The sequence below is a fragment of the Phytohabitans maris genome (assembly GCF_031085175.1).
In the GTDB taxonomy this organism is placed as follows: Bacteria; Actinomycetota; Actinomycetes; order Mycobacteriales; family Micromonosporaceae; genus Phytohabitans; species Phytohabitans maris.
In genome coordinates, this window is record NZ_JAVHUY010000008.1 from 71,043 (window position 1) to 91,352 (window position 20,310).

At 73.2% G+C, this 20,310-nt stretch carries 15 protein-coding genes; 7 read left to right on the plus strand and 8 right to left on the minus strand.

Annotation, left to right across the window (positions count from 1 at the left end; genetic code table 11):
- Nucleotides 1-91: 91 nt before the first annotated feature.
- On the plus strand, nucleotides 92-2,245 hold the full coding sequence (locus RB614_RS10330) for a CATRA conflict system CASPASE/TPR repeat-associated protein (protein WP_308712185.1): 2,154 nt from the start codon (nucleotides 92-94) through the stop codon (nucleotides 2,243-2,245).
- Between the two features lie 302 nt (nucleotides 2,246-2,547).
- Complete coding sequence (locus RB614_RS10335) at nucleotides 2,548-3,054, plus strand: winged helix-turn-helix domain-containing protein (protein ID WP_308712186.1); 507 nt, start codon at nucleotides 2,548-2,550, stop codon at nucleotides 3,052-3,054.
- A gap of 102 nt (nucleotides 3,055-3,156) precedes the next feature.
- Here RB614_RS10335 and RB614_RS10340 read toward each other — a convergent pair whose 3' ends face one another.
- A complete protein-coding gene (locus RB614_RS10340) occupies nucleotides 3,157-7,554 on the minus strand; it encodes a S8 family serine peptidase (protein ID WP_308712187.1) in 4,398 nt (1,465 codons plus the stop codon).
- Nucleotides 7,555-8,001: 447 nt separating this feature from the next.
- Between RB614_RS10340 and RB614_RS10345 the strand changes: the two genes are divergently transcribed.
- Together RB614_RS10345 and RB614_RS10350 are read left to right on the plus strand one after the other, a co-directional pair.
- A complete protein-coding gene (locus RB614_RS10345) occupies nucleotides 8,002-8,982 on the plus strand; it encodes a sugar phosphate isomerase/epimerase family protein (RefSeq protein ID WP_308712188.1) in 981 nt (326 codons plus the stop codon).
- Between the two features lie 7 nt (nucleotides 8,983-8,989).
- Entirely contained in the window at nucleotides 8,990-11,062 is a 2,073-nt protein-coding gene (locus RB614_RS10350) for a PQQ-dependent sugar dehydrogenase (protein ID WP_308712189.1), read from the plus strand.
- Nucleotides 11,063-11,115: 53 nt separating this feature from the next.
- Here the strand turns inward: RB614_RS10350 and RB614_RS10355 are convergent, their stop codons facing one another.
- Together RB614_RS10355 and RB614_RS10360 are read right to left on the minus strand one after the other, a co-directional pair.
- Nucleotides 11,116-12,768: a hypothetical protein gene (locus tag RB614_RS10355; RefSeq protein WP_308712190.1), complete on the minus strand. Its 1,653-nt coding sequence runs from the start codon at nucleotides 12,766-12,768 to the stop codon at nucleotides 11,116-11,118.
- 49 nt (nucleotides 12,769-12,817) lie between these two features.
- Nucleotides 12,818-13,516 carry a glycosyltransferase family 2 protein gene (locus tag RB614_RS10360; RefSeq protein ID WP_308712191.1) on the minus strand — a complete coding sequence of 233 codons (699 nt, stop codon included), beginning with the start codon at nucleotides 13,514-13,516 and terminating at the stop codon, nucleotides 12,818-12,820.
- Between the two features lie 136 nt (nucleotides 13,517-13,652).
- Here RB614_RS10360 and lexA point away from each other — a divergent pair, with 136 nt between their 5' ends.
- Complete coding sequence (gene lexA, locus RB614_RS10365) at nucleotides 13,653-14,294, plus strand: transcriptional repressor LexA (protein ID WP_308712192.1); 642 nt, start codon at nucleotides 13,653-13,655, stop codon at nucleotides 14,292-14,294.
- Nucleotides 14,295-14,484: 190 nt separating this feature from the next.
- Here lexA and RB614_RS10370 read toward each other — a convergent pair whose 3' ends face one another.
- From RB614_RS10370 to RB614_RS10390, 5 genes are all read right to left on the minus strand, one after another.
- Complete coding sequence (locus RB614_RS10370) at nucleotides 14,485-14,751, minus strand: DUF6295 family protein (RefSeq protein WP_308712193.1); 267 nt, start codon at nucleotides 14,749-14,751, stop codon at nucleotides 14,485-14,487.
- Nucleotide 14,752: 1 nt separating this feature from the next.
- The gene (locus RB614_RS10375; protein WP_308712194.1) at nucleotides 14,753-15,526 is read right to left on the minus strand and encodes a dienelactone hydrolase family protein; all 774 of its coding nucleotides are present in this window, start codon (nucleotides 15,524-15,526) and stop codon (nucleotides 14,753-14,755) included.
- Nucleotides 15,527-15,712: 186 nt separating this feature from the next.
- Nucleotides 15,713-16,564, minus strand: a complete 852-nt coding sequence (locus RB614_RS10380; RefSeq protein WP_487379827.1) for a DUF72 domain-containing protein — start codon at nucleotides 16,562-16,564, stop codon at nucleotides 15,713-15,715.
- 10 nt (nucleotides 16,565-16,574) lie between these two features.
- On the minus strand, nucleotides 16,575-17,042 hold the full coding sequence (locus tag RB614_RS10385) for a hypothetical protein (RefSeq protein ID WP_308712196.1): 468 nt from the start codon (nucleotides 17,040-17,042) through the stop codon (nucleotides 16,575-16,577).
- A complete protein-coding gene (locus RB614_RS10390) occupies nucleotides 17,042-18,541 on the minus strand; it encodes a hypothetical protein (protein WP_308712197.1) in 1,500 nt (499 codons plus the stop codon). Before RB614_RS10390 ends, RB614_RS10385 begins: the two co-directional genes overlap by 1 nt.
- Nucleotides 18,542-18,849: 308 nt before the next feature.
- Between RB614_RS10390 and RB614_RS10395 the strand changes: the two genes are divergently transcribed.
- Together RB614_RS10395 and RB614_RS10400 are read left to right on the plus strand one after the other, a co-directional pair.
- Nucleotides 18,850-19,557, plus strand: a complete 708-nt coding sequence (locus RB614_RS10395) for a hypothetical protein (protein WP_308712198.1) — start codon at nucleotides 18,850-18,852, stop codon at nucleotides 19,555-19,557.
- Nucleotides 19,554-20,309: a HoxN/HupN/NixA family nickel/cobalt transporter gene (locus tag RB614_RS10400; RefSeq protein ID WP_308712199.1), complete on the plus strand. Its 756-nt coding sequence runs from the start codon at nucleotides 19,554-19,556 to the stop codon at nucleotides 20,307-20,309. The genes RB614_RS10395 and RB614_RS10400 overlap by 4 nt, the downstream gene beginning before the upstream one ends.
- Nucleotide 20,310 lies beyond the last annotated feature (1 nt).

The window sequence follows — 20,310 nt, forward strand, 5'->3', positions numbered from 1 at the left end:
CTCCGGCAATGCCAAGCGGTTCCGGCATCCGCGCCGGGAACGGAAGAATAGGCGGTTCGTCCCGCGCGGGATGTCGCGCTGGTTTCCCACCGTGAACGAGGACGCGACGGCGGCCCTGCAGGCGCTCGACCCGGTCCGGCTCACGCCGGGTGAACCGCCCGCCGAGGAGGTGCCCGGCGGGTCGAGGCTGCGGGCCAACATGCTCGTGCACCGGCTCACGCTCGCCCCGTCCGCCCGCCGCCGGGGCGCCGCGGGGCGGACCGTCGAGCCGCCGCCGCCCCGCGCCACCGACGCCGCGGTCCGCCAGGAGCTGGTGGTGCACGCGTTCGTGCCGCTCGACGGCCCGGGGCGCGACCCGGCGTACCAGCAGGTCCGTCGATTGTGGACGGCGGCGCGCGAGCTGTTGGGCGCGACCGAGACGATCGACGGCGGTGGCCCGCCCACCGACCTGCCGGACGGGTGCGCGTTGCTCGCCGGTCCGGTGGTCGCCGCCCAGCAGCGCGCGGACCGGCGGGTGCAGGTGGTCCTGCGCCGCGAGCACGACGTGCTCAGCCTGTCGATCGGATGGCGGGCCGACCCGGACGACCCGCCGGCCACCTGGGCGCAATGGGAGGAGCAGTGGGCCGCCGTGGCCGCCGGCGGCACGGACGAGCTGATCGGCCTGGTGCGGCTCTACGTCGGTACCCAGCCGGCCGCCCGGCGCGGCGGACCGCCGGCGCGGCCCCCGGTCGAGGTGGCCGCGGAGCTGGCGGCGGGCCTCGCCGCCGAGGGCAGGACACTGTGGAACGACGGGGTGCTGGTCGACGGGTGCGTGCTGTGGGAGCTGCCGCCGTTCGGTGGCAACGCCCGGCGGGAGCGGCGGATCCTCGCGCTGGCCACGCCCGACCGCGAGCGGGCGATGAGCACGCTGACCTGGTGGCGCGGGGTGGCGGAGCTGGCGCCGCTGCCCCGGTACCTGCTCGACGCGGCCAAGGTCCGCTACCAGCTGCGGGTCCGGGAGGCCGCCGAGGCCTCGCTGCGGGCGGCGCTCACCGGCCACGCCACCGCGGCCGAGATGGCCGTCCTGCTGACCCGCCTCGCCGACACCCGCCTCACCGTCGAGATCGCCCGGTCCAACATGGACGCCGTGCTCCGCGCGATCGACCCGTGGGGCGGCTCGCCGACCGGCGGGCTCTTCGCCGACGACCGGGCCTGCGCCGCCTGGGTGGAGTCGCGGCTGGCCGACGACGTCCGGTACATGAAGAACGCGCTCCGGCGGGCCCAGCACGTCGCCGACCGCGGCCGCCCGGTCACCGCGCGGGTGCCGCGGCGGCCGGTGATCGGGCTGGTCACCGCGCTGCCCGAGGAGTTCGCCGCGATGGCCTCGCTGGTCGACGGCGGGCAGGAGCGGTCGGTCGCCGGCGACCCCGCGGAGTACGTCTGCGGGACCATCCCGAGCGCGCGTCCCGGCCGGCCGCACGCGGTGGTGCTGACGCTGCTCACCGAGACCGGTACCAACTGGGCGGCCACCGCCGTCGCCAACATGCTGCGCAGCTTCGAGTCGGTCGACCAGGTGCTGATGGTCGGCATCGCGGCCGGGGTGCCGGCGCCCGGCGACCCGCACCGGCACGTACGGCTCGGCGACGTCGTCGTCTCGACCTGGGGGATCGTCGACTACGACCACGTCGTCGACCGGCCCGGCGGGGCCACGCTGCGGCAGGGCTTTCCGCAGCCCTCCGCGCTGCTGGCCCACCGGGTGAAAGGCTTGATGGCGGCGGAGCTGCGGGGGCGGCGGCCGTGGGAGGGGGAGCTGGCCCGGGTGCTCGCCCAGTTGCCCGGCTTCGCCCGGCCGGAGGCGGTCACCGACCGGCTGTACACGCACGACGGCCCGGGCGCCCGGGAGGTGTGGCATCCCGACCCGGCCGTGTCCGGGCACCGCGACGGGATGCCGAGAGTCCACGAAGGACGGATCGGCTCGGCCAACCGCTCGCTGCGCAACAGCGCCCGCCGCGACGCGCTGGCCCGCGAGTACGACCTGCGGGCGATCGAGATGGAGGGCTCGGGGATCGGGTCGTCGGCGTTCGCGGGTGGGCGGGACTGGCTGGTGGTCCGCGGCATCAGCGACTACGGCGACCGGCGGCTGGGCCGGCTGTGGCGCCCGTACGCGTCGGCGGTCGCGGCCGCGTACACCCGCGCGCTGCTGTGCCGCTGCCCGCCGATCACGCCGCACGGCGGCCGCACCGGCGACGTCGACTCGGCGGCGTAGCCGGCCGCCGTGCGGCCAGGGGCGACCGGGACATGGGCAGGATCCTGCCGGACGGCCCGCGAGAGGTCGCGGAGCTGTCGGACATGCGCCATGGCGCATTCAAGACACTGGTTGTGACCCTACCGTGACCGCATCGAGCCGCATCCTTACCTCAGCCCACCGGCGGATCGAACTCTCCACAAAACCACAATTAAATACATCAATCCGCTCGGAAGGGTGTGATCTAAATATTTAACTCGGTTGTGATAAACCGCCGCTAGGGTGCGGAGCCAATGATCGACATGCGGGGGAAGGGGTTGGGGATGAGCGGAGACCTTGCCGTGCCACTGATCATCGGGATCGCCCCGTCGGCGGCCGCGCGCCGGCGGCTCGCGCAGCTCCTCGGCGGGACCGAGGCGTTCCTCATCGTGGCGAGCGTCGAGCAGGCACGGGAGTTCCTCGACGCGGCCGTGCCACGCACCACCACACAGGCCCCGGCGAGCGGCGCCGCACCGGTCGAGCGCGAGCCGGAGGCGCCGCGCCCACCGGACCTGAGCGTCGACTCGGACCGGCGGGTGCTGCGGTGGCTGGACCGCGAGGTCGAGCTGACCCGGCTGGAGCACGACTTCCTGCACCGCCTGCTCGACGCGCCGGGACAGGTCTTCACGTACGAGCGGCTGCACCTGGAGGTCTGGGGCAACCAGCACCTCGGCCGCGGCTCGGACATCCACTCGGTGGTGCGCCGGGTGCGCCGCAAGCTCGCCGGGCTGGAGGCGGCCGCCACCATCCACTCGGTCCGAGGTGTCGGTTTCCGGCTGACCGCGGCCTGACCCAGGAACAAGGACCACAAGAGACAGACCATAAAAGACAGACCACAAAAGACAGAGGCCCCGCCCGGCCGAAGCCGGGCGGGGCCGATACCTGTCAGCGGGTCAGCACTTGATGGGGGAGAGGGTGAAGTCTTCCACCGTCGGCGTGCTGGTGTTGATCCTCGTCTGGCGCGTCTGCGGCTTCCAGCCGTCCTTCGCGACGATCAACGTGAGCGGGTTGTTGCGGCGGTCGAGCCAGTAGGCGTACTTGCCCTGGGCGTCGGTGGCGAACGTCAGCGAGCTCGCCCACGAGTCCACCTGTACGACCGCGCCCGCGATCGGCGCGGTGGCGCCGTCGCAGCCCTTGCCGGTGACGGTGCCCAGGAGCTTGCCCCAGGTCGTCGGCGGCTGCACCTCGAGGGTCAGGTCGACCGGCGGCACGGTGTACGGGGTGTTCTCGCCGATGGCGATCCCGCCCTTGTACGTGCCCGGCTGGTCGACGTTCGCCGTCATCGTGACGGTGACCGTGACCGCCTCACCCGGCGCCAGCGCCGCCTCGGTCTTGTCGATCGAGAACCAGCTGACGTCGGCGCCGCCCTCGGCGCACTCCTCGAAGCCGGGCAGCGCCTCGCTGTCCACCGTGGAGTTGAAGTTGCCCGAGGAACCGCCGATCTTGTAGAAGCCGCACGCCGCGCCGCCGCGGTACCGGGCGGTGTTGGCGTTCGGCAGGGCCGACCAGGCGCTGGTCGCGGGGTCGTACGCGAAGCCGGCGTTGGTGACCGCGCCGGCCTGCACGCCGCCGACGACCAGCAGCTTGCCGTTGGCCACCGCGAACGAGCTCGCCCAGCTGTCGGCCGGCGCGTCCGCGATCGGGGTCCAGCTGCCCGCGCCGGGGTCGAAGGCGTAGCTGGCCTTCTGGGCCGCCACGCCGTCGTTGCCGCCGGTGCAGTAGAGGACACCGCCGATGCCGCCACACGAGGCGAACGCGACCGACTTCGGGTAGTCGGGCAGCGTCTCCCAGGTGTCGGTGGCCGGGTCGTACCGGACCACGTCGTTGGACATCGGCGTGCAGCCGGAGGTGGTGCAGCCACCGACCGCGTACAGCTTGCCGTCGACGACCGCCTGTCCGGCCGCCGAGCGCGGCGCCGGGTTGTCGGCCTTCTCCGTCCAGGTGTTCGCGGCCGGGTCGTACGACCAGGTGGTGCCGTCCGGGCCCGCGGAGGCCCAGCCGCCGGTGGCGATGATCTTCCCGCCGACGACGCCCACGGTCAGCGCGTTGCGCGCCGCCGGCAGGTCGGCGATCGCCGACCAGGTCTGCGCGACCGGGTCGTAGACGTAGCTCTTCGCCGTGGAGGCAGAACCGCTGCCGCCGGCGATCGAGTAAACCTTGCCGTCCAGCGTGACCACCCGGTTGTCCATCACGTTCGACGGGTAGTCGGTGATGTCGGTCCACGGCGCGGCCTGCGGGCCGGTCGCCGCCGCACCCACCGCGGTGGAGCCCATCGAGGCGGCCGCCGCGAACGAGGTCGGCACGTCGAGCCGCTGCTCGGGCGCGCCGGCCGCACCGAGGATCTGCTCCCGGGTCATCCGCGAGCCGTCGGCGCGCAGGAGCGAGAAGCCACCGTCCTGCTCACCGAACTTGACGTCCACCGGCGCGCCGCCGGTGTTGGTCACCGTGAACGTCTTGGTGACCTTGCCGGAGGGGATCCGCGCGTTGCCGCTCAGCGAGCCCGGCTTGACCGTGAGCTTGCCGGCCGCCAGCTGGAAGCTGGTCGAGGTGGTCCAGTCCGCCTCGACGTCGACGTCCTTGCCCTGGCTGACGTAGCTGCCACCCTTGGCGGTGAAGCCGTGGGTGCCGGTCAGCGACGAGAACAGCCAGAAGAAGCCGTCGGGCAGCCCCGGGTCGTCCGGCGTCGCGGCGCTGACCGCCGACTCGGCCGGCTTGTCGTCGCTGGTGACCGTGGCGCCGTTGACGTACCCGTTGTCGTTGGCGTCGCGGACGTGGCCGACGACCAGGCCGCCGTTGCTCGGCACGCAGGTGACCTGGCTGCCGATCAGGACGTTGTCGACCTCCCACCACCACTCGAACGAGGCGTCGTAGTAGTGGAACCGCACCTGCACCTGGGCCTGGCCGGCGGCCTGCGGGATCGGGATCTCGGTGACCCGCGGTCCGCGTACGTTGGCCGCCTGCCGGAGCACGTTCGTCCAGGTGGCGCCGGCGTCGAGGCTGAGGTCGACGTCGGCCCGGTCGCTGCCGAGCCAGCGGAAGTCCTGGTTGAACCGGATCACCGGCGCGGTGACCGCGGTCAGGTCCACCACCGGGCTGACCAGCGAGGTGTCCTGCGAGTTGCCGCTGCCGTAGGCGTCGCTGTCGATCATGGCGAAGCCGCCGGTGCCACCGGTCAGGTTGCCCCGGTTGCCGTCGTCGGTGAACTTCCAGACCTGGCCCGTGCCGGCGTGGTCGACGACCGTCCAGCCGGCCGGCGCCGTCGTACCGTCGAAGGTCTGGTAGACGCCGTCCGAGCCGTACTCGTAGCCCGGCGCGGTCGAGCAGGACTCGGCCGACGCCGGTACCGCGACGTTGTCGACGACGTTCCGGGCGCCGACCGTGACCTCCTTGGTGACGGTCTGGTAGCCCGGGTACTGCGGGACGTACGTCAGCGTGTACGTCGCGTTCGCCGGCAGCGAGAGGCTGTAGCGGCCGTTGGCCGGGTTGGTGTAGTCGGCGGCGCCCGAGGGGCCGGCGACCGACACCTTCGCGTACAGCGGCCAGCCGTGCCCGGAGCCGTCGGTGACCGAGCCGCTGACCGAGACCTTCGGCTGCGCGTCGAGCGCGACGGCGAGGGTCGTGGTCTGGTTGGTGGTCACCGTGGCCGGCACGGTCTTGGACTGGTACCCGAAGAGCGTGACGGCGACCTGGTAGTCGCCGGCCGGCACCAGCGAGGAGAACTTGCCGTCGCTGCCCGTGGTGAGCTGGCGGTCCGCCGCGCCGGTCAGCGCGACGTCGACGCCGGCGAGCGGGCCGCCGGTGGCCGCGTCCGTCACGGTGCCGGCGAGCGTGCCGTTGTCACCGATCGGGGCGGCGTTGAGGAGCGCGAGCGCGTCCAGCCGCCCTTCGCCCCACACGTTGTTGTCGTCCTCGGTGCCACCGCACTGGGCGTCGAGCTTGTCCACGGCGGTGTCGTTGAGCAGCTGGCGGGTCGCGGTGATCTGGCCGACCAGGCTGGGCGCCGCCGACCAGAGCAGGGCGACGGTACCGGCGAGGTGCGGCGAGGCCATCGAGGTGCCGTTGGCGCTGCCGTACGCGTTGCCCGGCAGGCTCGAGCGCACGTTCACGCCCGGCGCCGAGATGTTCGGCTTGATCTCGCCGTCCTGCCCGGCGCCGCGGCCGGAGAAGCTGGCGATGTTGTTGTTCACGTCGTACGCGCCGACGGAGTAGTTGGCGATCCGGCTACCGGGGGAGCCGCTGGTCTGGCAGGCGGAACCGCTGTTGCCGTTGGACCAGGAGCCGAAGATGCCGGAGGCCTCCCAGGCCAGCGTCACGTCCTCCATGAACGGGTCGTTGGAGGGCAGGCGCGAGCCCCACGAGTTGTTGATGACGTTGGGGCGCTTGCTCGCGTCCGGGTTCTGGCCGTTGAGGTCGCGCGGCTGGAGCATCCACTGGCCGGAGTTGATCAGCGCGGCGTCGCTCGGGCAGCAGCCGTTCGCCGCGATCCACTTCACCTCGGGCGCGACGCCGATCTGGTTGGCGCCGTCGAGGCCGGCCATCGTGCCCATCGTGTGCGTGCCGTGGCCGTCCGCGTCACAGGGCGCCGCGGCGCAGGTGCCGGCCGCGTTGAACCAGTTGTAGTTGTGGTCGAACGTCCCGTCGCCGTTGTTGCCGCGGTACGAGTTGACCAGCGCGGGGTGGTCGAACTGCACGCCGGTGTCGATGTTGGCGATCGTGATGCCGGCGCCCTTGACGCCGTACTGGGTCCACACGTCGTCGGCGTTGATGTTGGCGATGCCCCACTCGACGGCGTTCACCGCCTTCTCGTCGGTGCCCTTGGTGACCTTCGGCACCTCGTAGGCCATCGGCGGGTACAGCCCCTCGACCTCGCCACGGGCGGCGAGGTTCTGCGCCATGCTCTGCCCGGCGGCGCTGACCTTGATGGCGTTGGTGGCCCAGAACGCCTGGTACTTCACGCCCGCCGCGTCGAGCTCGGCCCGGACCTTGGCCTGGCTCTCCTCCGCGGTCTTCTGCAGCGCGGTCGCGACGGCGGTGCCGCGCTCGTTCCAGTCCTTGATGGCGCTGGCCTTGCCCAGGTCCGCCTTGGGCGCGAAGCGCACCCAGAGGTCAGACTCGCCCTTGGCCTCGAGCACCTTGGCCAGGTCCGGGCGGATCTTGTCGGACACCGAGCCGCCGGGCGCGGCCTGTGCGGGCGAGCCGGTAGCGGCCAGGCTGGTCGCGACGACCACCAGTGCCGCGCCCGCGCTCAGCAGAGATCTGGCCAGGCGTAGTCGGCGTGTCGGTCTCAACATCGATGCTGCCTCCCCTAGTGAGGGGCCGCCGCGCGGATCTCGCCGGTGGCCCGGTTGGACACTAAAGATCACTTGAGAGATCGATCAAGGACGCTGCGTCAGCAAACTGTCACCAAAACATCAGCACGGCGCCGACCTGCCCGATTCGCCTTGCTAGGGGGACGTGGCGTGCATATGATCCAAACGTTCAGATGAGTTGATGTTCGTACCAGGTAGTGCGCGACGGCTTCGCCGCCGCGGGCAGGGGCCCGATGGCAAGGGTCCGGTGGTTGCCCCGGTGCGGTCGGGAGCCTCGCGCGTCATCGGTCGTCGGCGTGTGGCACCGCTCGACGAACGCCCGGTCACCCGTGACCGGCCGTTTCGCGTCGTGCTCTGGAGTCGGCGATCCGGGCCTCTGGCGCTGTCCGGTCGGGGTGACGCGTGTCCATCCCGTCAGGAGGCCTCTCCATGTGCATCACCCACGAGCAGTTCGGCGCGGACCCCGCGAAGTCCGGCGCGGGACCCGCGCCCGACGTACCGGCGCTCAGCCGCCGGGGCGTGCTGAAGGCGGCCACCGCCGCCACGGTCGGCGCGGCCGGGGTCCTGGCCGCGGCGGCGCCCGCCGAGGCGTCCGGCGGCAGCCACGGCGGGTACCGCCGGGTGCCGCTCGACCGGATCAGCGTCCAGCTCTACACGCTCCGCGACCAGCTCGCGCTCGACCTCGACGGCACGCTCGCCGCGCTGCGCCGCATCGGGTACACCCGGGTCGAGCACGCCGGTTTCGTCGGCCGCACCGCCGCCCAGTTCAGGGCCGCGCTCGACCGGGCCGGGCTGCGCGCCACCTCCGGCCACTCCGGCATCCCGCAGCCGTTCGACCCGGCGGCCTGGCAGGCCACGCTCGACGACGCCCGCACGATCGGCCAGCGGTACATCGTGCACCCGTTCTTCGGCGTCGACGCGAACGGGCCGATCCGCAGCTCCGCCGTGTACAAGGCGTTCGCCCGCGACCTCAACAAGGCCGGCGCGATGGCCAGGCGGGCCGGCCTGAAGTTCGGCTACCACAACCACCACAACGAGTTCTTCCGCCAGGACGGCGGCTCGCGCACCGGCTTCGACGTGCTCGCCGACGAGACCGACCCCGACCTGGTGTACCTCGAGGTCGACCTGTTCTGGGTGACCCGGGGCGCGCACGACCCGGTCGACGTCATCCGGCGCAACCGCGGCCGCATCCACCAGTTCCACGTCAAGGACATGAACCCCGACGGCGGCATGGCGGACCCCGGCGAGGGCCTCGTCGACTTCGCCCGGATCTTCGCGCACGGCAAGGAGGCGGGCATCGACGAGTTCATCGTCGAACGCGACGACGCCGGCACCCCGCCGCGCGCCCCGGCCGACGCGATCAGCACCGCCGACGTCGGCTACGACTACCTCGCCTCCGTGCGGTTCTGAGGCCGCCATGCGAAAACTCGCCATCCTGAGCGGCATGGTGCTGGTCGCCAGCGCCGCCACCGCCACACCGGCCACCGCCGGCGGCGCGCCACCGCCGCCGCCGGACTCCAGCTTCCAGAAGGTGACGCTGAACGACTTCCCCGGCGAGCCGGTCAGCCTCGCCGTCCTGCCCGACAACCGGGTGCTGCACACCGCGCGGACCGGCGAGGTCCGGATCCACGACCCGAAGACCGGCCTGAACGTGCTGGCCGCGGACGTGCCGGTGTACGAGCACGACGAGGAGGGGCTGCAGGGCATCGCGATCGACCCGGACTTCGCCCGCAACAAGTGGGTCTACCTGTACTACTCGCCGCCGCTCGACACCCCCGTCGACGACCCCGCGACGCCGGACGTCAACGAGGGCGACGCGCCGTTCGAGGGGACCGAGGCGGACTGGGCGCCGTTCAAGGGCGCGCTGCGGCTGTCCCGCTTCAAGCTCGACGGCAACACGCTGCGACTCGGCACCGAGCAGCGCATCCTCGACGTACCCGTGGACCGCGGCATCTGCTGCCACGTCGGCGGCCAGATCGGCTTCGACGGCAAGGGAAACCTGTACCTGTCCACAGGGGACGACACCAACCCGTTCGAGTCCGACGGGTACGCGCCGATCGACGAGCGGGCTGGCCGCCACCCGGCGTTCGACGCGCAGCGCACCTCGGCCAACACCAACGACCTGCGCGGCAAGCTGCTCCGCGTCCGGGTCGGGCCGCGCGGCGGGTACAGCGTCCCGCCGGGCAACCTATTCCGCCCGGGCACCCCGAAGACCCGGCCGGAGATCTACGCGATGGGGCTGCGCAACCCGTTCCGCTTCGACGTCGACCCGAGGACCGGCCAGGTGTACCTGGCGGACTACTCGCCCGACGCCGGCGAGCCCGATCCGGCGCGCGGACCGGCCGGCCACGGGCGCTGGATGGTCGTCGACCGGCCGGCGAACTACGGGTGGCCGTACTGCGTCACGCCGGATCAGCCCTATGTGGACCACGACTTCGCCACCGGTGGGTCCCGGGCGCCGTTCGACTGCCGGCGGCCGGCCAACGAGTCGCCGCACAACACCGGCCTCACCCGCCTGCCCCCGGTCGCCGAGCCCGAGGTCGCCTACTCGTACGGCCCGTCGGCGCAGTTCCCGGAGCTGGGCGAGGGGGGCATCGGGCCGATGGCCGGTCCGGCGTACGACTACTCTGCGCAGAGTCGGTCCAGGCTCAAGTGGCCGGAGTTCTACGCCGGGAAGCCGCTGTTCTACGAGTGGACCCGGGACTACGTCAAGGCGTTCACAGTGGACCGTCGCGGCGAGGTGAGCGGCATCGAGCCGGTGCTGCCGTCGTTCGTCTTCGACAACCCGATGGACATGGAGTTCGGCCCGGACGGCGCGCTCTACGTCCTGGAGTACGGCGACGGCTACTTCGCCGAGAACCCGGACGCGCAGCTCGCCCGGATCGACTTCGTCCGCGGCAACCGCACGCCCGTCCCGAAGGTCAGCGCCGCGCCGCTGGCCGGGCTCGCCCCGCTCACGGTCACGTTCTCCAGCGAGGGTACGACCGACCCGGACGGCGACCCGCTGCGGTACGCCTGGGACTTCGACGCGGACGGCACCGTGGACTCGACCGCGGCGAACCCGACGTACACGTACCAGCGCAACGGCTCGTACCGGCCGACCCTCAAGGTCACCGACAGCACCGGGCGCTCCGCCTCGGCCGAGCTGCCGTTCGTGGTCGGGCCGATCGCGCCGGTGGTCACGTTCGTGGCGCCGGTCGAGGGGCAGCCGTTCGAGTTCGGGCAGCAGGTCGCGTACGAGGTCACCGTGCTGGACGACGAGCCGATCGACTGCACGCGGGTCACCGTGACGTACATCCTCGGGCACGACGAGCACGGCCACCCGATCACCACCGCGACCGGCTGCTCGGGGACCATCACGACCACGAGCCCTGGGCACGGCGAGGGGGACAACCTGTTCGCGGTGTTCGTGGCCGAGTACACGGACGCGCCGAGCGACCCGGGCACGCCACCCCAGACGGGTACCGCCCAGGTCATCCTCTACCCGTAGAACGTGATCGAAGCTCCTTTCACGTCGTTCTAGCGACTTGAAAGGAGCTTCGATCACTCCGTAGGGGCCTTCGGCCGGATCACCGCCACCAGGCCCTGGTCGCCGGCCTGCGGGTAGGGCTCGACCACCCACGGGGTGAGCGCGTTCCTCCACATCTGCTTCTCGGCCGGCACGATGTGGGTGCGCACCAGCCAGATCCGGCCGGTGGCGCCCGGGGCGGCGGCGAGCCGCCGCGCGTCGGCGAGGGCGGCCAGGGTCGCCTCGTCGGTGCGGGCCTGGGCGACCACGATCCTCGACTCCTCGGGGTACTCGGGCGTCCAGCCCACCGCGAGCCGCGGGTTGCGCACCAGGATCGGGCGGTCGGGCTGCCAGTAGAGCGCGAAGCCGAAGCTGCCGAGCGCGTTGACCACGATGACGTCGCCGGGCTGCCGGTGGACCTTGAGGTAGCGGACGCCGCGCCGGACGTCGCCCGAGGCCGTCGAGGGGTTCGGTGTGATCTTGTCGGGGTCGTCGAGGCGCAGGAAGTCGCGGTTGGCGTTCGCGAAGATCGTGAACGTCGCGGCCACCACCACGGCGGCGAGCGCCACGCTCCACGGGCGTGGCCGGACGCGTTCACCGCCGCCGCCCGCCGACCCGGCGACCCGGGTGAGCCCACGCGCGGCGGCCAGCGCGACGCCCGCCACGGCGAGCCCGGCCATCGCCGCGACGAGCACCAGGAAGAAGTGGGAGGTCCGCAGGTCGAGCAGCGGGTACGCCTCGGCCAGGCCGAGCGCGACCATCACGACCGGGACCAGCCCGACGGCGACGGCGGTCGCCGGCCGGCCGGCCTGGGCGACCACGAGCACGCCGACGAGGGCCAGGGCGAGCAGCACCCCCCACGGCATGCCGAGGAACCGCTGCAGCTCGGACATGCGCACGTCGACGTACTCGCCGAGGTTGTCGAAGTCGGGGAAGTAGCCGGCCCAGTAGCTCTGCAGGGACTCGTTGCGGCCGCGGGTCGTGACGCCCAGGTACACCGCCAGCACCGCGGCCCCGGCGACCGCACCGGTGACGAGCGACTCGACCAGCCGGCGCCACTGCCGGCGGGCCAGCGCGGTGACGGCGAGCCCGCCGGCCGCGCAGACCGCCATGATCGCGGTCGGGTGGCTGATCAGCATGCCGGCCGCGCTGAGCGCCGCGATCGCGGCCAGGCGCCGGCGGGACCAGTGCCGCTCGGTCAGCGAGACGAGCGTGACCAGGGCGAGCGCCACGGCGGCGTCGGCCGTGTACTGCTTGAGGTCGTGCCGCATCTGGCTGGCCGGGAGCAGGATCACGCCGGTCGCCGCGGCCAGCCCGGCGAGGATCCCCTCCGCCCGGGAGCGCCAGCCGAGCGAGCGCCCGAGCGCGTACGCGATCAGCACCGCCGCCGCCAGGAAGGCGAGCGGAAGCAGCCGCAGGCGGTCGACGCCCGGTACGAGGCGGAGCAGGACCGTCCAGCCCAGCGGGGTGGAGGAGGTGGCGACCGGCAGGTCGGACAGGGGCAGCCGCACCGAGAGGGCGACCCACGCCTCGTCCAGCCAGTAGTGCAGGTGGACTATCGCGCGGATGTCGTGCAGCGAGCAGAGCAGCGCGACGGCGAGCACCGCCGCGCCGGCGTCGAAGCCGTACGGGAGGAGGGCGGCGCGGGCGCGGGCCGGCCATCCGGGGCGCTCTTCCGCCGGTGGCACGGGGTCCACGGTCCGGGTGGCGGAGGGGGAGGACATCGCGGGGCGGGCGTCACTTGCCCGCGGGTCGACGGCCCACCCGGGTGCGCGTGATGATCCAGAGCGCCTCGATGCCGTCCCACGCGGTGATCTTCTTGCCCTGCTCCCGCCCGCGGGCGCGGTAGGAGATCGGGATCTCGTACGGCCGGTAGCCCATGCGCAGCAGCTTCCCCGTCGCCTCGGCCTCCATGCCGAACCCGGCCGACTTGATGTCGAGGCGCCGGTAGAGCTCCAGCGGCATCAGCTTGAAGCAGGTCTCCAGGTCGCTGATGTAGCAGTTGAAGAGCACGTTGGCGAAGGTCGTCACGAACTTGTTGCCCATGACGTACCAGAACGAGAACGACGAGTGGCTGCCGAACGTGCGGGTGCCGTAGACCACCTCCGCCTCGCCGGCGACCACCGGCGCGAGCAGGCCGGGGATCTCCTCCGGCGAGTACTCCAGGTCGGCGTCACAGATGATCATGTAGTCGCCGGTGGCCGCCGCGGCGGCGGTGCGGATGGCGGCGCCCTTGCCCTTGTTGCGCTCGTGGGAGATCAGCCGGACCCGCCCGTCGGCGACCGCGGCCAGCGCCTCGGCGGTGCCGTCCGTGCTGCCGTCGTCGACGATGACGAGCTCGAAGTCGACCTGGTACGCCACGTCGAGCACCCGCTTGACGGCGACCTCGATCGTCCGCGCCTCGTTGTACACCGGCATCAAGATCGACAACTTCATGGAACCCCCAGTATCGTGTTCGCGGCCCCACGACCGCGCAGACCCTATCAGCTTCCGCGCGGTCCGGCCGGTCCTGCGCCGACCAGCCCCGGCGTGCCTGGCGCCGTCCCGGCCCGCGGTGGGTCAGGATCGGTGCGTGGTACTGGCTGAGGATCTCGACACCGCCGCGCTGACCTCCCGGCAGCGCGGCATCCTGACCGTCATCCGCGACTGGGTGGTCCGCTACGGCTACCCGCCCTCCACCCGCGAGATCGGGGACGCGGTCGGGCTGGCGTCGACCTCGTCGGTCAGCCGGCACCTGCGCGCGCTGGAGGACCTCGGGTTCCTGCGCCGCGGCCGCACCGCCACCCGCCCGGTCGACGTACGCCTCTTCCTCGGCGCCGCGCCGGAGCGCCGCGACCCGGCCACCGTGGGCGTGCCGCTGGTCGGCACGATCGCGGCCGGAAGCCCGATCCTCGCGCAGGAGGCCGCCGAGGAGACCCTCACCCTCCCCCGCGACCTGGTCGGCCGCGGCGACCTCTTCTGCCTGCGAATCCAGGGCGACTCGATGGTCGAGGCCGCCATCTGCGACGGCGACATCGTCGTGGTCCGGCGGCAGCACGAGGCGTACAACGGCGACATCGTGGCCGCGCTGATCGACGACGAGGCCACCGTCAAGGTGTACCGCCGCCGCGCCGGCCACGTCCTGCTCGAACCCCGCAACCCCGCCTACGACCCCATCGACGGCGACCACGCCGTCATCCTCGGCAAGGTCGTCTCCGTCCTCCGCCGCGTCTAGGCGGCGCCCACTGCCCGTGATCGAAGCTCCCTTCACGTCGCTAGAACGACTTGAGGGGAGCTTCGATCACGCGGACAGCTTCCCGGGCCGGTCACCCGCACGGGGTGACGTCGACCCGGCCGCGCAGGTCCGCCGCGCGGGCCGGGGAGAGGGGGCCAGCCGCGGCTCGGCGGTGCCGAACACCGGCCGGCTAGACCGGGGCGCCGCTGCGCTCGGCCGCCTCGATGACCGACTGGAGCGCGGCCACCAGCGCCCGGCCGGTCTCCAGGTCGAGCTCGACCGCGATCCGGGCGGAGGGTCCGCGGGCCGGGTCGACGAAGTCGAGCAGCAGGGCGTGGTCGAAGCGGGAGCCGACCGCGTGGTCGAAGCCGACGTTCGCCGCGGTCACCGGGAACCAGCCGGAGCCGCCCTTCGCGGCGCCGGCGGCCGGCAGGGTCTCGGAGATGTTCGTGCACATGTCAGCTCCTGGTCGAGAGGTGGCGGCCGAAGAAGTCGAAGACCTTCGCCCAGCCGTCCATGGCGGACTCGGCGCGGTACGCGGCCCGGTGGTAGTAGAAGAAGCCGTGCCCGGCGTCGGCGTACCGGTGGAACTCGTACTCCTTGCCCTGCTTGCGCAGCTCCTCCTCGTGCCGGTCGACGAGCTCCGGCGTCGGGTACTTGTCCTGGTCGCCGAAGAGGCCGAGCAGCGGCGCGTCCAGGCCGGCGGTGTAGTCGAGCACGGAGACCGGGCGCTCCGGGGTGAGCTCGTCCGGCGCGGCCACCACGCCCCCGCCCCAGAGGTCGGCGACCGCGTCGAAGCCGCCGGCCTTGCTCGCCGCGAGTAGCGCGTGCCGGCCGCCGGAGCAGGTGCCGATGACGCCGACCCGGCCGTTCGCGGTGGGCAGCGCGCGGAGCCAGTCGCGGGCGGCGACCAGGTCGGCGACCACCTGGTCGTCGGGGACGCCGCCGGCCGCGCGGACCGAGGCGGCCACGTCGTCGGGCTCGCCGTGGCCGGTACGGCAGTAGAGGTCGGGGCAGATGGCCGTGTACCCGTGGTCGGCGAAGCGGCGGGCGAACTCCCGGTACAGCTCGTCCCATCCCGGCATGTGGTGGGCGAGCACCACGCCGGGGAACGGGCCGGGCCCTTCCGGGCGGGCCACGTAGGCGTGGACGAGGTCGCCGTCGCCGGCCTGGTACGCGGTGACGCCGGCGACGAGGCCGGCGGGCGCGTCGGTGCGCAGTGAGTTCCACACGGGAAACAACTTAGCCCGGCGAACGACCCGCTCGCGAGCGAGCCACCCGGCCAGCTGAGAGCTTTCGGAGTCGGGGTGATGGGTTGTGATCGAAGCTCCCTTCAAGTCGTTCTAACGACTTGAAGGGAGCTTCGATCACAGGCGGGGGGGGGGGGGGGGGGGGCGGCGCACGCCGACTCCGAAGCCCTAGAACAGGGTCAGCGGTTCGGCCGGGATCGGGTCGGGCAGCGGGGCGAGGCCGGGCACCCGGGCGCGTACCTCCTCGTGGAAGCGGCGGGCCAGCGCCGGCGCGTCGGCGTTGTCCGGGGTGTGGACGAAGACGGTGGGGCTGCGCCCCTCGCGCAGCCACCCGGCGGTGACCTCGACCCACCGCCGCCACCCCTCGACGGTGCGGGCGGTGTCGTCGCGGCCGAGGTACCGCACGATCGGCCGGGCGGTCAGCGCGCGGGTGCGCGGCGGCAGGCGCGGCTTCTTGACCCAGGCCTCCCGCTCGGCGTCGCTGGCCGGCGGGCTGGCGAAGAACGCCGTCGTGTCGAACGGGATCCACTCGGCGTCGACCGTGCCGAGCGCCGCTTCGAGCCGCCGCGCCGCGCGCGGGTCGGCGAAGAAGTCGGGGTGGCGCACCTCCACCGCGTACCGGTGGGCGGCCGGCAGCCGGCGCAGGAAGCGGGCGAGCACCGGCACGTCGTCCGGGCCGAACGACCCCGGCAGCTGGACCCAGAGCGCGTGCGCCCTCGGCCCGAGCGGCTCCACCGCGTCCAGGAACGCGCGCAGCGGCTCGTCGGCGTCCGCCAGGCGCCGTTCGTGCGTGACGGTCCTGGGCAGCTTCACCACGAACCGGAAGCCGGGGTCGGTCTGCCGCGCCCACGACGCCACCGTCTCGCGCGCCGGCGTGGCGTAGAAGGTGGTGTTGCCCTCGACCGCGTCGCACCAGCCGGCGTAGTGCCGCAGCCGCTCGTGCGGCGGCAGCGGGTGCGGCACGAAGCGCCCCTGCCACGCCTTGAGAGTCCACATCGCACACCCCACGTGAAGGCGCATGGCCTCCATCTCACCACAGCGTCCGCGCGGACGTGCGGCGCCGTCGCCGGCGGGCCAGGAGAAGACCCGCCACGAGTACGGCGACGACGGCGCCCGCCAGGGCGACCGTGGGCCACGGCACGGCGGCACCGGCCGGGGCGGCCGCGGAGTCCGGGGGAGTGCAGGCGACCGCCGCCGGTGCCGCCGCGGCGCCCACCTCGAAGCGGGCGTCGCAGCGGGCCACCGCCGGCATGGCGAGCTCGGCGGTGACCGTCCACTGGCCGGGCGGCAGCTGTCCGGAGTACGTGAGCGTGCCGGCGCCGTCACCGATCGCCCGCAACGGGGCCGGCCCCACCCGCTGGCCGGCCGCCGTCGCGGTGAGGATCGCGCTCGCCGGCCCGGTCACCGGGTGGCCGTCCGTCCACTGTGCGGTGACCCAGACCGAGCCGGCGCCGTCCGAGTGGACGGTCAGGACGGCGCCGGCGTGCGCGAGGTTCATCAGGGTCCGTACGCCTTGACTTCCAGCAGCCCGACCGAGCCGGCGCCGCTCTGCAGCAGCACCCGCAGCCGGGTCGTGCTCACGCTGCCGAACGTCACCCGGTTGTACTGGTTGACCGCGACCGGGTAGCCGCTGGCGCCGGGCACGTCGACGTACGCGCTGCCGTTCCAGGACTGGAGCTTCCACGACGCCGGGACCCGGACGCCGCCGCCGTCGTCGAAGAGGTACACCTCGGCCGAGGTGAGCGTCTGCGCCGACGGCCAGGTCAGCAGCGCCCACTGCTCACCCGTCTCGGGCCAGGTGCCCCAGCGCGGGTTGGCCGTGTCGTTCGACGTGGCCGGCTCGGCACCGTCGTTGACGGCCGCCACGCTCTCCCACGACGAGGTGTACGACGCGGACGCGGTCGCCGAGAGCGCGCGGTTCTGGCTGGGCTGCGGTCCCGGCCCGCCGCCGCCGGTGCCCTTGATGAGGAAGAGGTTGTCGGCGACGTTGAAGTAGGTCGCCAGGTACGAGCCGGCCGCCGGGTTGGTGTGGTAGTAGTCGTCGTGGTTGCAGTCCAGCCGCTGGTCGTGCGCCCGGTCGGTGCACTTGGTCTGGATGACCACGTTCGGCCCGTCCTTGTAGCACATGACGTCCCACTCGTCGACGCAGTGCGCCGCCCCGGAGGCGTTGGGCGCGTTGTTGTTGACGGCGCCGAGCGTGTGGCCCAGCTCGTGCGCGGCCACGCCGGCGCTCCAGCAGCCGTTGTCGGCGCGGGCGTACTCGGGGCCGGAGTTGGAGCGGTTGGCGTCGCTCTTGCGGGTGTCGCCGGCGAACCCGCCGATTCCACAGTAGACGTTCGCGTCGACGAACTGGAGGTACTTGCGGTCGGTGCGGGTGTAGCCGGCCGCCTTGACCGCGTTGAGCAGCGGCGCCCAGTCGTTCGCGTTGAGCGCCGAGTCGGCGATCTGCACGTCCCGGACGACCGGGCGGCAGGCGCCGTTGACGGTCTCGGTCACGTACCGCACGTGCCGCTCGCCGCCGGTCTCCCGGGCGCTCTCGTTGAAGATGACGTCGACGCCCTCGGCGAGCGAGCGGAACGTCTCCAGGTACTGCTGGTACCGGCTGGTCGAGCCGTGCACGTAGAGCACCTCGACCCGCCGGCCGGAGGTGCCGTCGCCCTCGCAGACCGCGAGCGCGCTGGCGCCGGCGGCCGCGGCGGCGAGCGGCTGGATCCGGCGCTTGACCGAGAGGCCGGCCGGCGCGGCGTCGGGGCCGTGCGTGCACATCGCCGGGGAGACGCCCTTGACCTGGAACATGCCGGCGCACGGGCCGTCCGCGGCGGCAGCCAGTCCACTGTAGACCATGCCGGTCGCGGCGTCGCTGGCCGGCAGGGCCGGATCGGCGCGCGCGCCGGCGAACGCGCCGCCGCCGCGCCGTCCGACGTGGACGGCGATGAGGAGGGCGCCGGCGGGGAGCGGGCGGCGCCGCCGGCGGCGGGAGAGGGGATGGTCGGGCATTCGCGGTTTCCCTTCCGGAGAGAAACGGCGCGCCGCCCGGAGGCGCGATGAGGATGTGTGTCACAGACAAGCAGCTATGGTCATCGATGTCAAGCCCGGGTGGCGCCGCCCCGGCCACGGGGCGGGCCGCCGGCGGGACGGTGAGCGAGGCCGCGCGGCGGTGTGATCGAAATCGCGTGACCAGGGATGATCAACTAACTGTTCACGTCGACCTCGCCTGCTGATCACCGCGGCGAGCCCGTGAGTTTCAAAACGCTGGCACAGACTCATGCGCGGCCCGAACCCCTCTCGACCAGGAGCGCTGTCCCTTGCCCATCCGCGGCCTCGCCGGCGGCCTCGCGATCCTCGCGTGCGCGGCCACCGCCGTCCTCGCGACACCGGCGCCGGCCGGCGCGCACCCGTTCGGCGACCCGCAGACCGTGGCCATCGCGCCCGATCCGGCCCGTCCCGAGGTGGTCCGGGTGCGGTGGAAGGTCGGCGGGCTCGACGACCTCACCCTGCTCGGCGTCGCGCTCGGGCTGCTCCCGCGGGACCGGGTGCTGCTCGACGGCGCCGTGTTCTACCAGGACTCCGACGCGGCGGCGGTCGGGCCGTCGGCCCAGTTCGCGGCGTACCTGCGGGAGCGGATCACGGTCGCCAGCGACGGGCGGGAGTGCGCCGGGACGGTCACGCCCCCGGACGACCTGGCCCGTACCGGCGCGACGATCGACTACACCTGCCCGGCGGCGGTCGGGGTGGTCGACGTCGCCGTGCGGACGCTCACCGACCTCGACCCGGCCTACCGGACCCTCGCCACCGGACCCAGCGGTGCCCGCGCGGTCTACACCTCCGACGCGTACACGCATGAATGGAGCGTGGGTGACGCGGTGCCGGCGGCCGGCGGCGGCGCGGGAACCGGTCGCGGCGCCGCCCTCCAGATCGGCGCGGTCGTCGGCGGCCTGCTGCTGGTCGCGGTGGCCGCGCTGGCGATCGGCCGCCGGATGAGGCGCCGCGCGGCCGGGCGGGTGGCGGCGTGAGCACCATCGGCGCGGTCGCCGACCAGCTGCAGAGCGCGATCCAGTCGCCGGGCGTGCCGCCGGCCGCGTTCGCGCTCGCGTTCGTCGCGGGGGCCGGCCACGCGGTGACGCCGGGGCACGGCAAGAGCCTGGCCGCCGCGTACCTCGTGGGCTCGCGCGGCCGGGTGCGGGACGCGGCCTGGCTGGGCGGCTCGGTGGCCGTCATGCACACGCTCTCCGTGCTGCTGATCGGTCTGGCGTGGACGTTTCTGTCCCTTTCGGACCTGGTCCGGATGGAGGACCTCACCCGCTGGCTCCAGCTCGCCGCCGGCGTGCTCGTGGTGGGCACCGGCCTCTGGCTGCTCCGGCGCCAGCGGCACCGCCACGACCACGACCACTCCCACGAGCATCAGCACGACCACCACCACCACCACGACCACCACCACGGCAAGCGGCCGGGGCTGCTGCTGCTCGGCGCCTCGGGTGGGCTCACCCCGTCGCCGGCCGCGTTCCTCGTGCTCGTCACCGGGCTGTTCGTCGGGCGGGCCGGCTTCGCGCTGCTGCTGGTCCTGACGTTCGGCGTCGGGATGGCCGTGGTGCTCTTCGGCGTCGGGCTGCTCGCGATCGGCGGCAGCACCGCCGTCGTCCGCGGCGCGCGCACGCACGCCACCCTCCGCCTCGCCACCCGCGTGGCCCCGGTGCTGGCCGCGGCCGGCATCACGCTCTTCGGCACCGGCCTCACGGCCGTCGCCGCGATCCAACTCACCACATAGG

Coding starts and splice junctions, on each gene's coding strand:
- RB614_RS10345 (WP_308712188.1), top strand. CDS start 8,002: ATGTGCATCACCCACGAGCAGTTCGGCGCGGACCCCGCGAAGTCCGGC.
- RB614_RS10340 (WP_308712187.1), bottom strand. CDS start 7,554: ATGTTGAGACCGACACGCCGACTACGCCTGGCCAGATCTCTGCTGAGC.
- RB614_RS10385 (WP_308712196.1), bottom strand. CDS start 17,042: ATGAACCTCGCGCACGCCGGCGCCGTCCTGACCGTCCACTCGGACGGC.
- RB614_RS10335 (WP_308712186.1), top strand. CDS start 2,548: ATGAGCGGAGACCTTGCCGTGCCACTGATCATCGGGATCGCCCCGTCG.
- RB614_RS10370 (WP_308712193.1), bottom strand. CDS start 14,751: ATGTGCACGAACATCTCCGAGACCCTGCCGGCCGCCGGCGCCGCGAAG.
- RB614_RS10360 (WP_308712191.1), bottom strand. CDS start 13,516: ATGAAGTTGTCGATCTTGATGCCGGTGTACAACGAGGCGCGGACGATC.
- RB614_RS10380 (WP_487379827.1), bottom strand. CDS start 16,564: ATGCGCCTTCACGTGGGGTGTGCGATGTGGACTCTCAAGGCGTGGCAG.
- RB614_RS10390 (WP_308712197.1), bottom strand. CDS start 18,541: ATGCCCGACCATCCCCTCTCCCGCCGCCGGCGGCGCCGCCCGCTCCCC.
- RB614_RS10350 (WP_308712189.1), top strand. CDS start 8,990: ATGCGAAAACTCGCCATCCTGAGCGGCATGGTGCTGGTCGCCAGCGCC.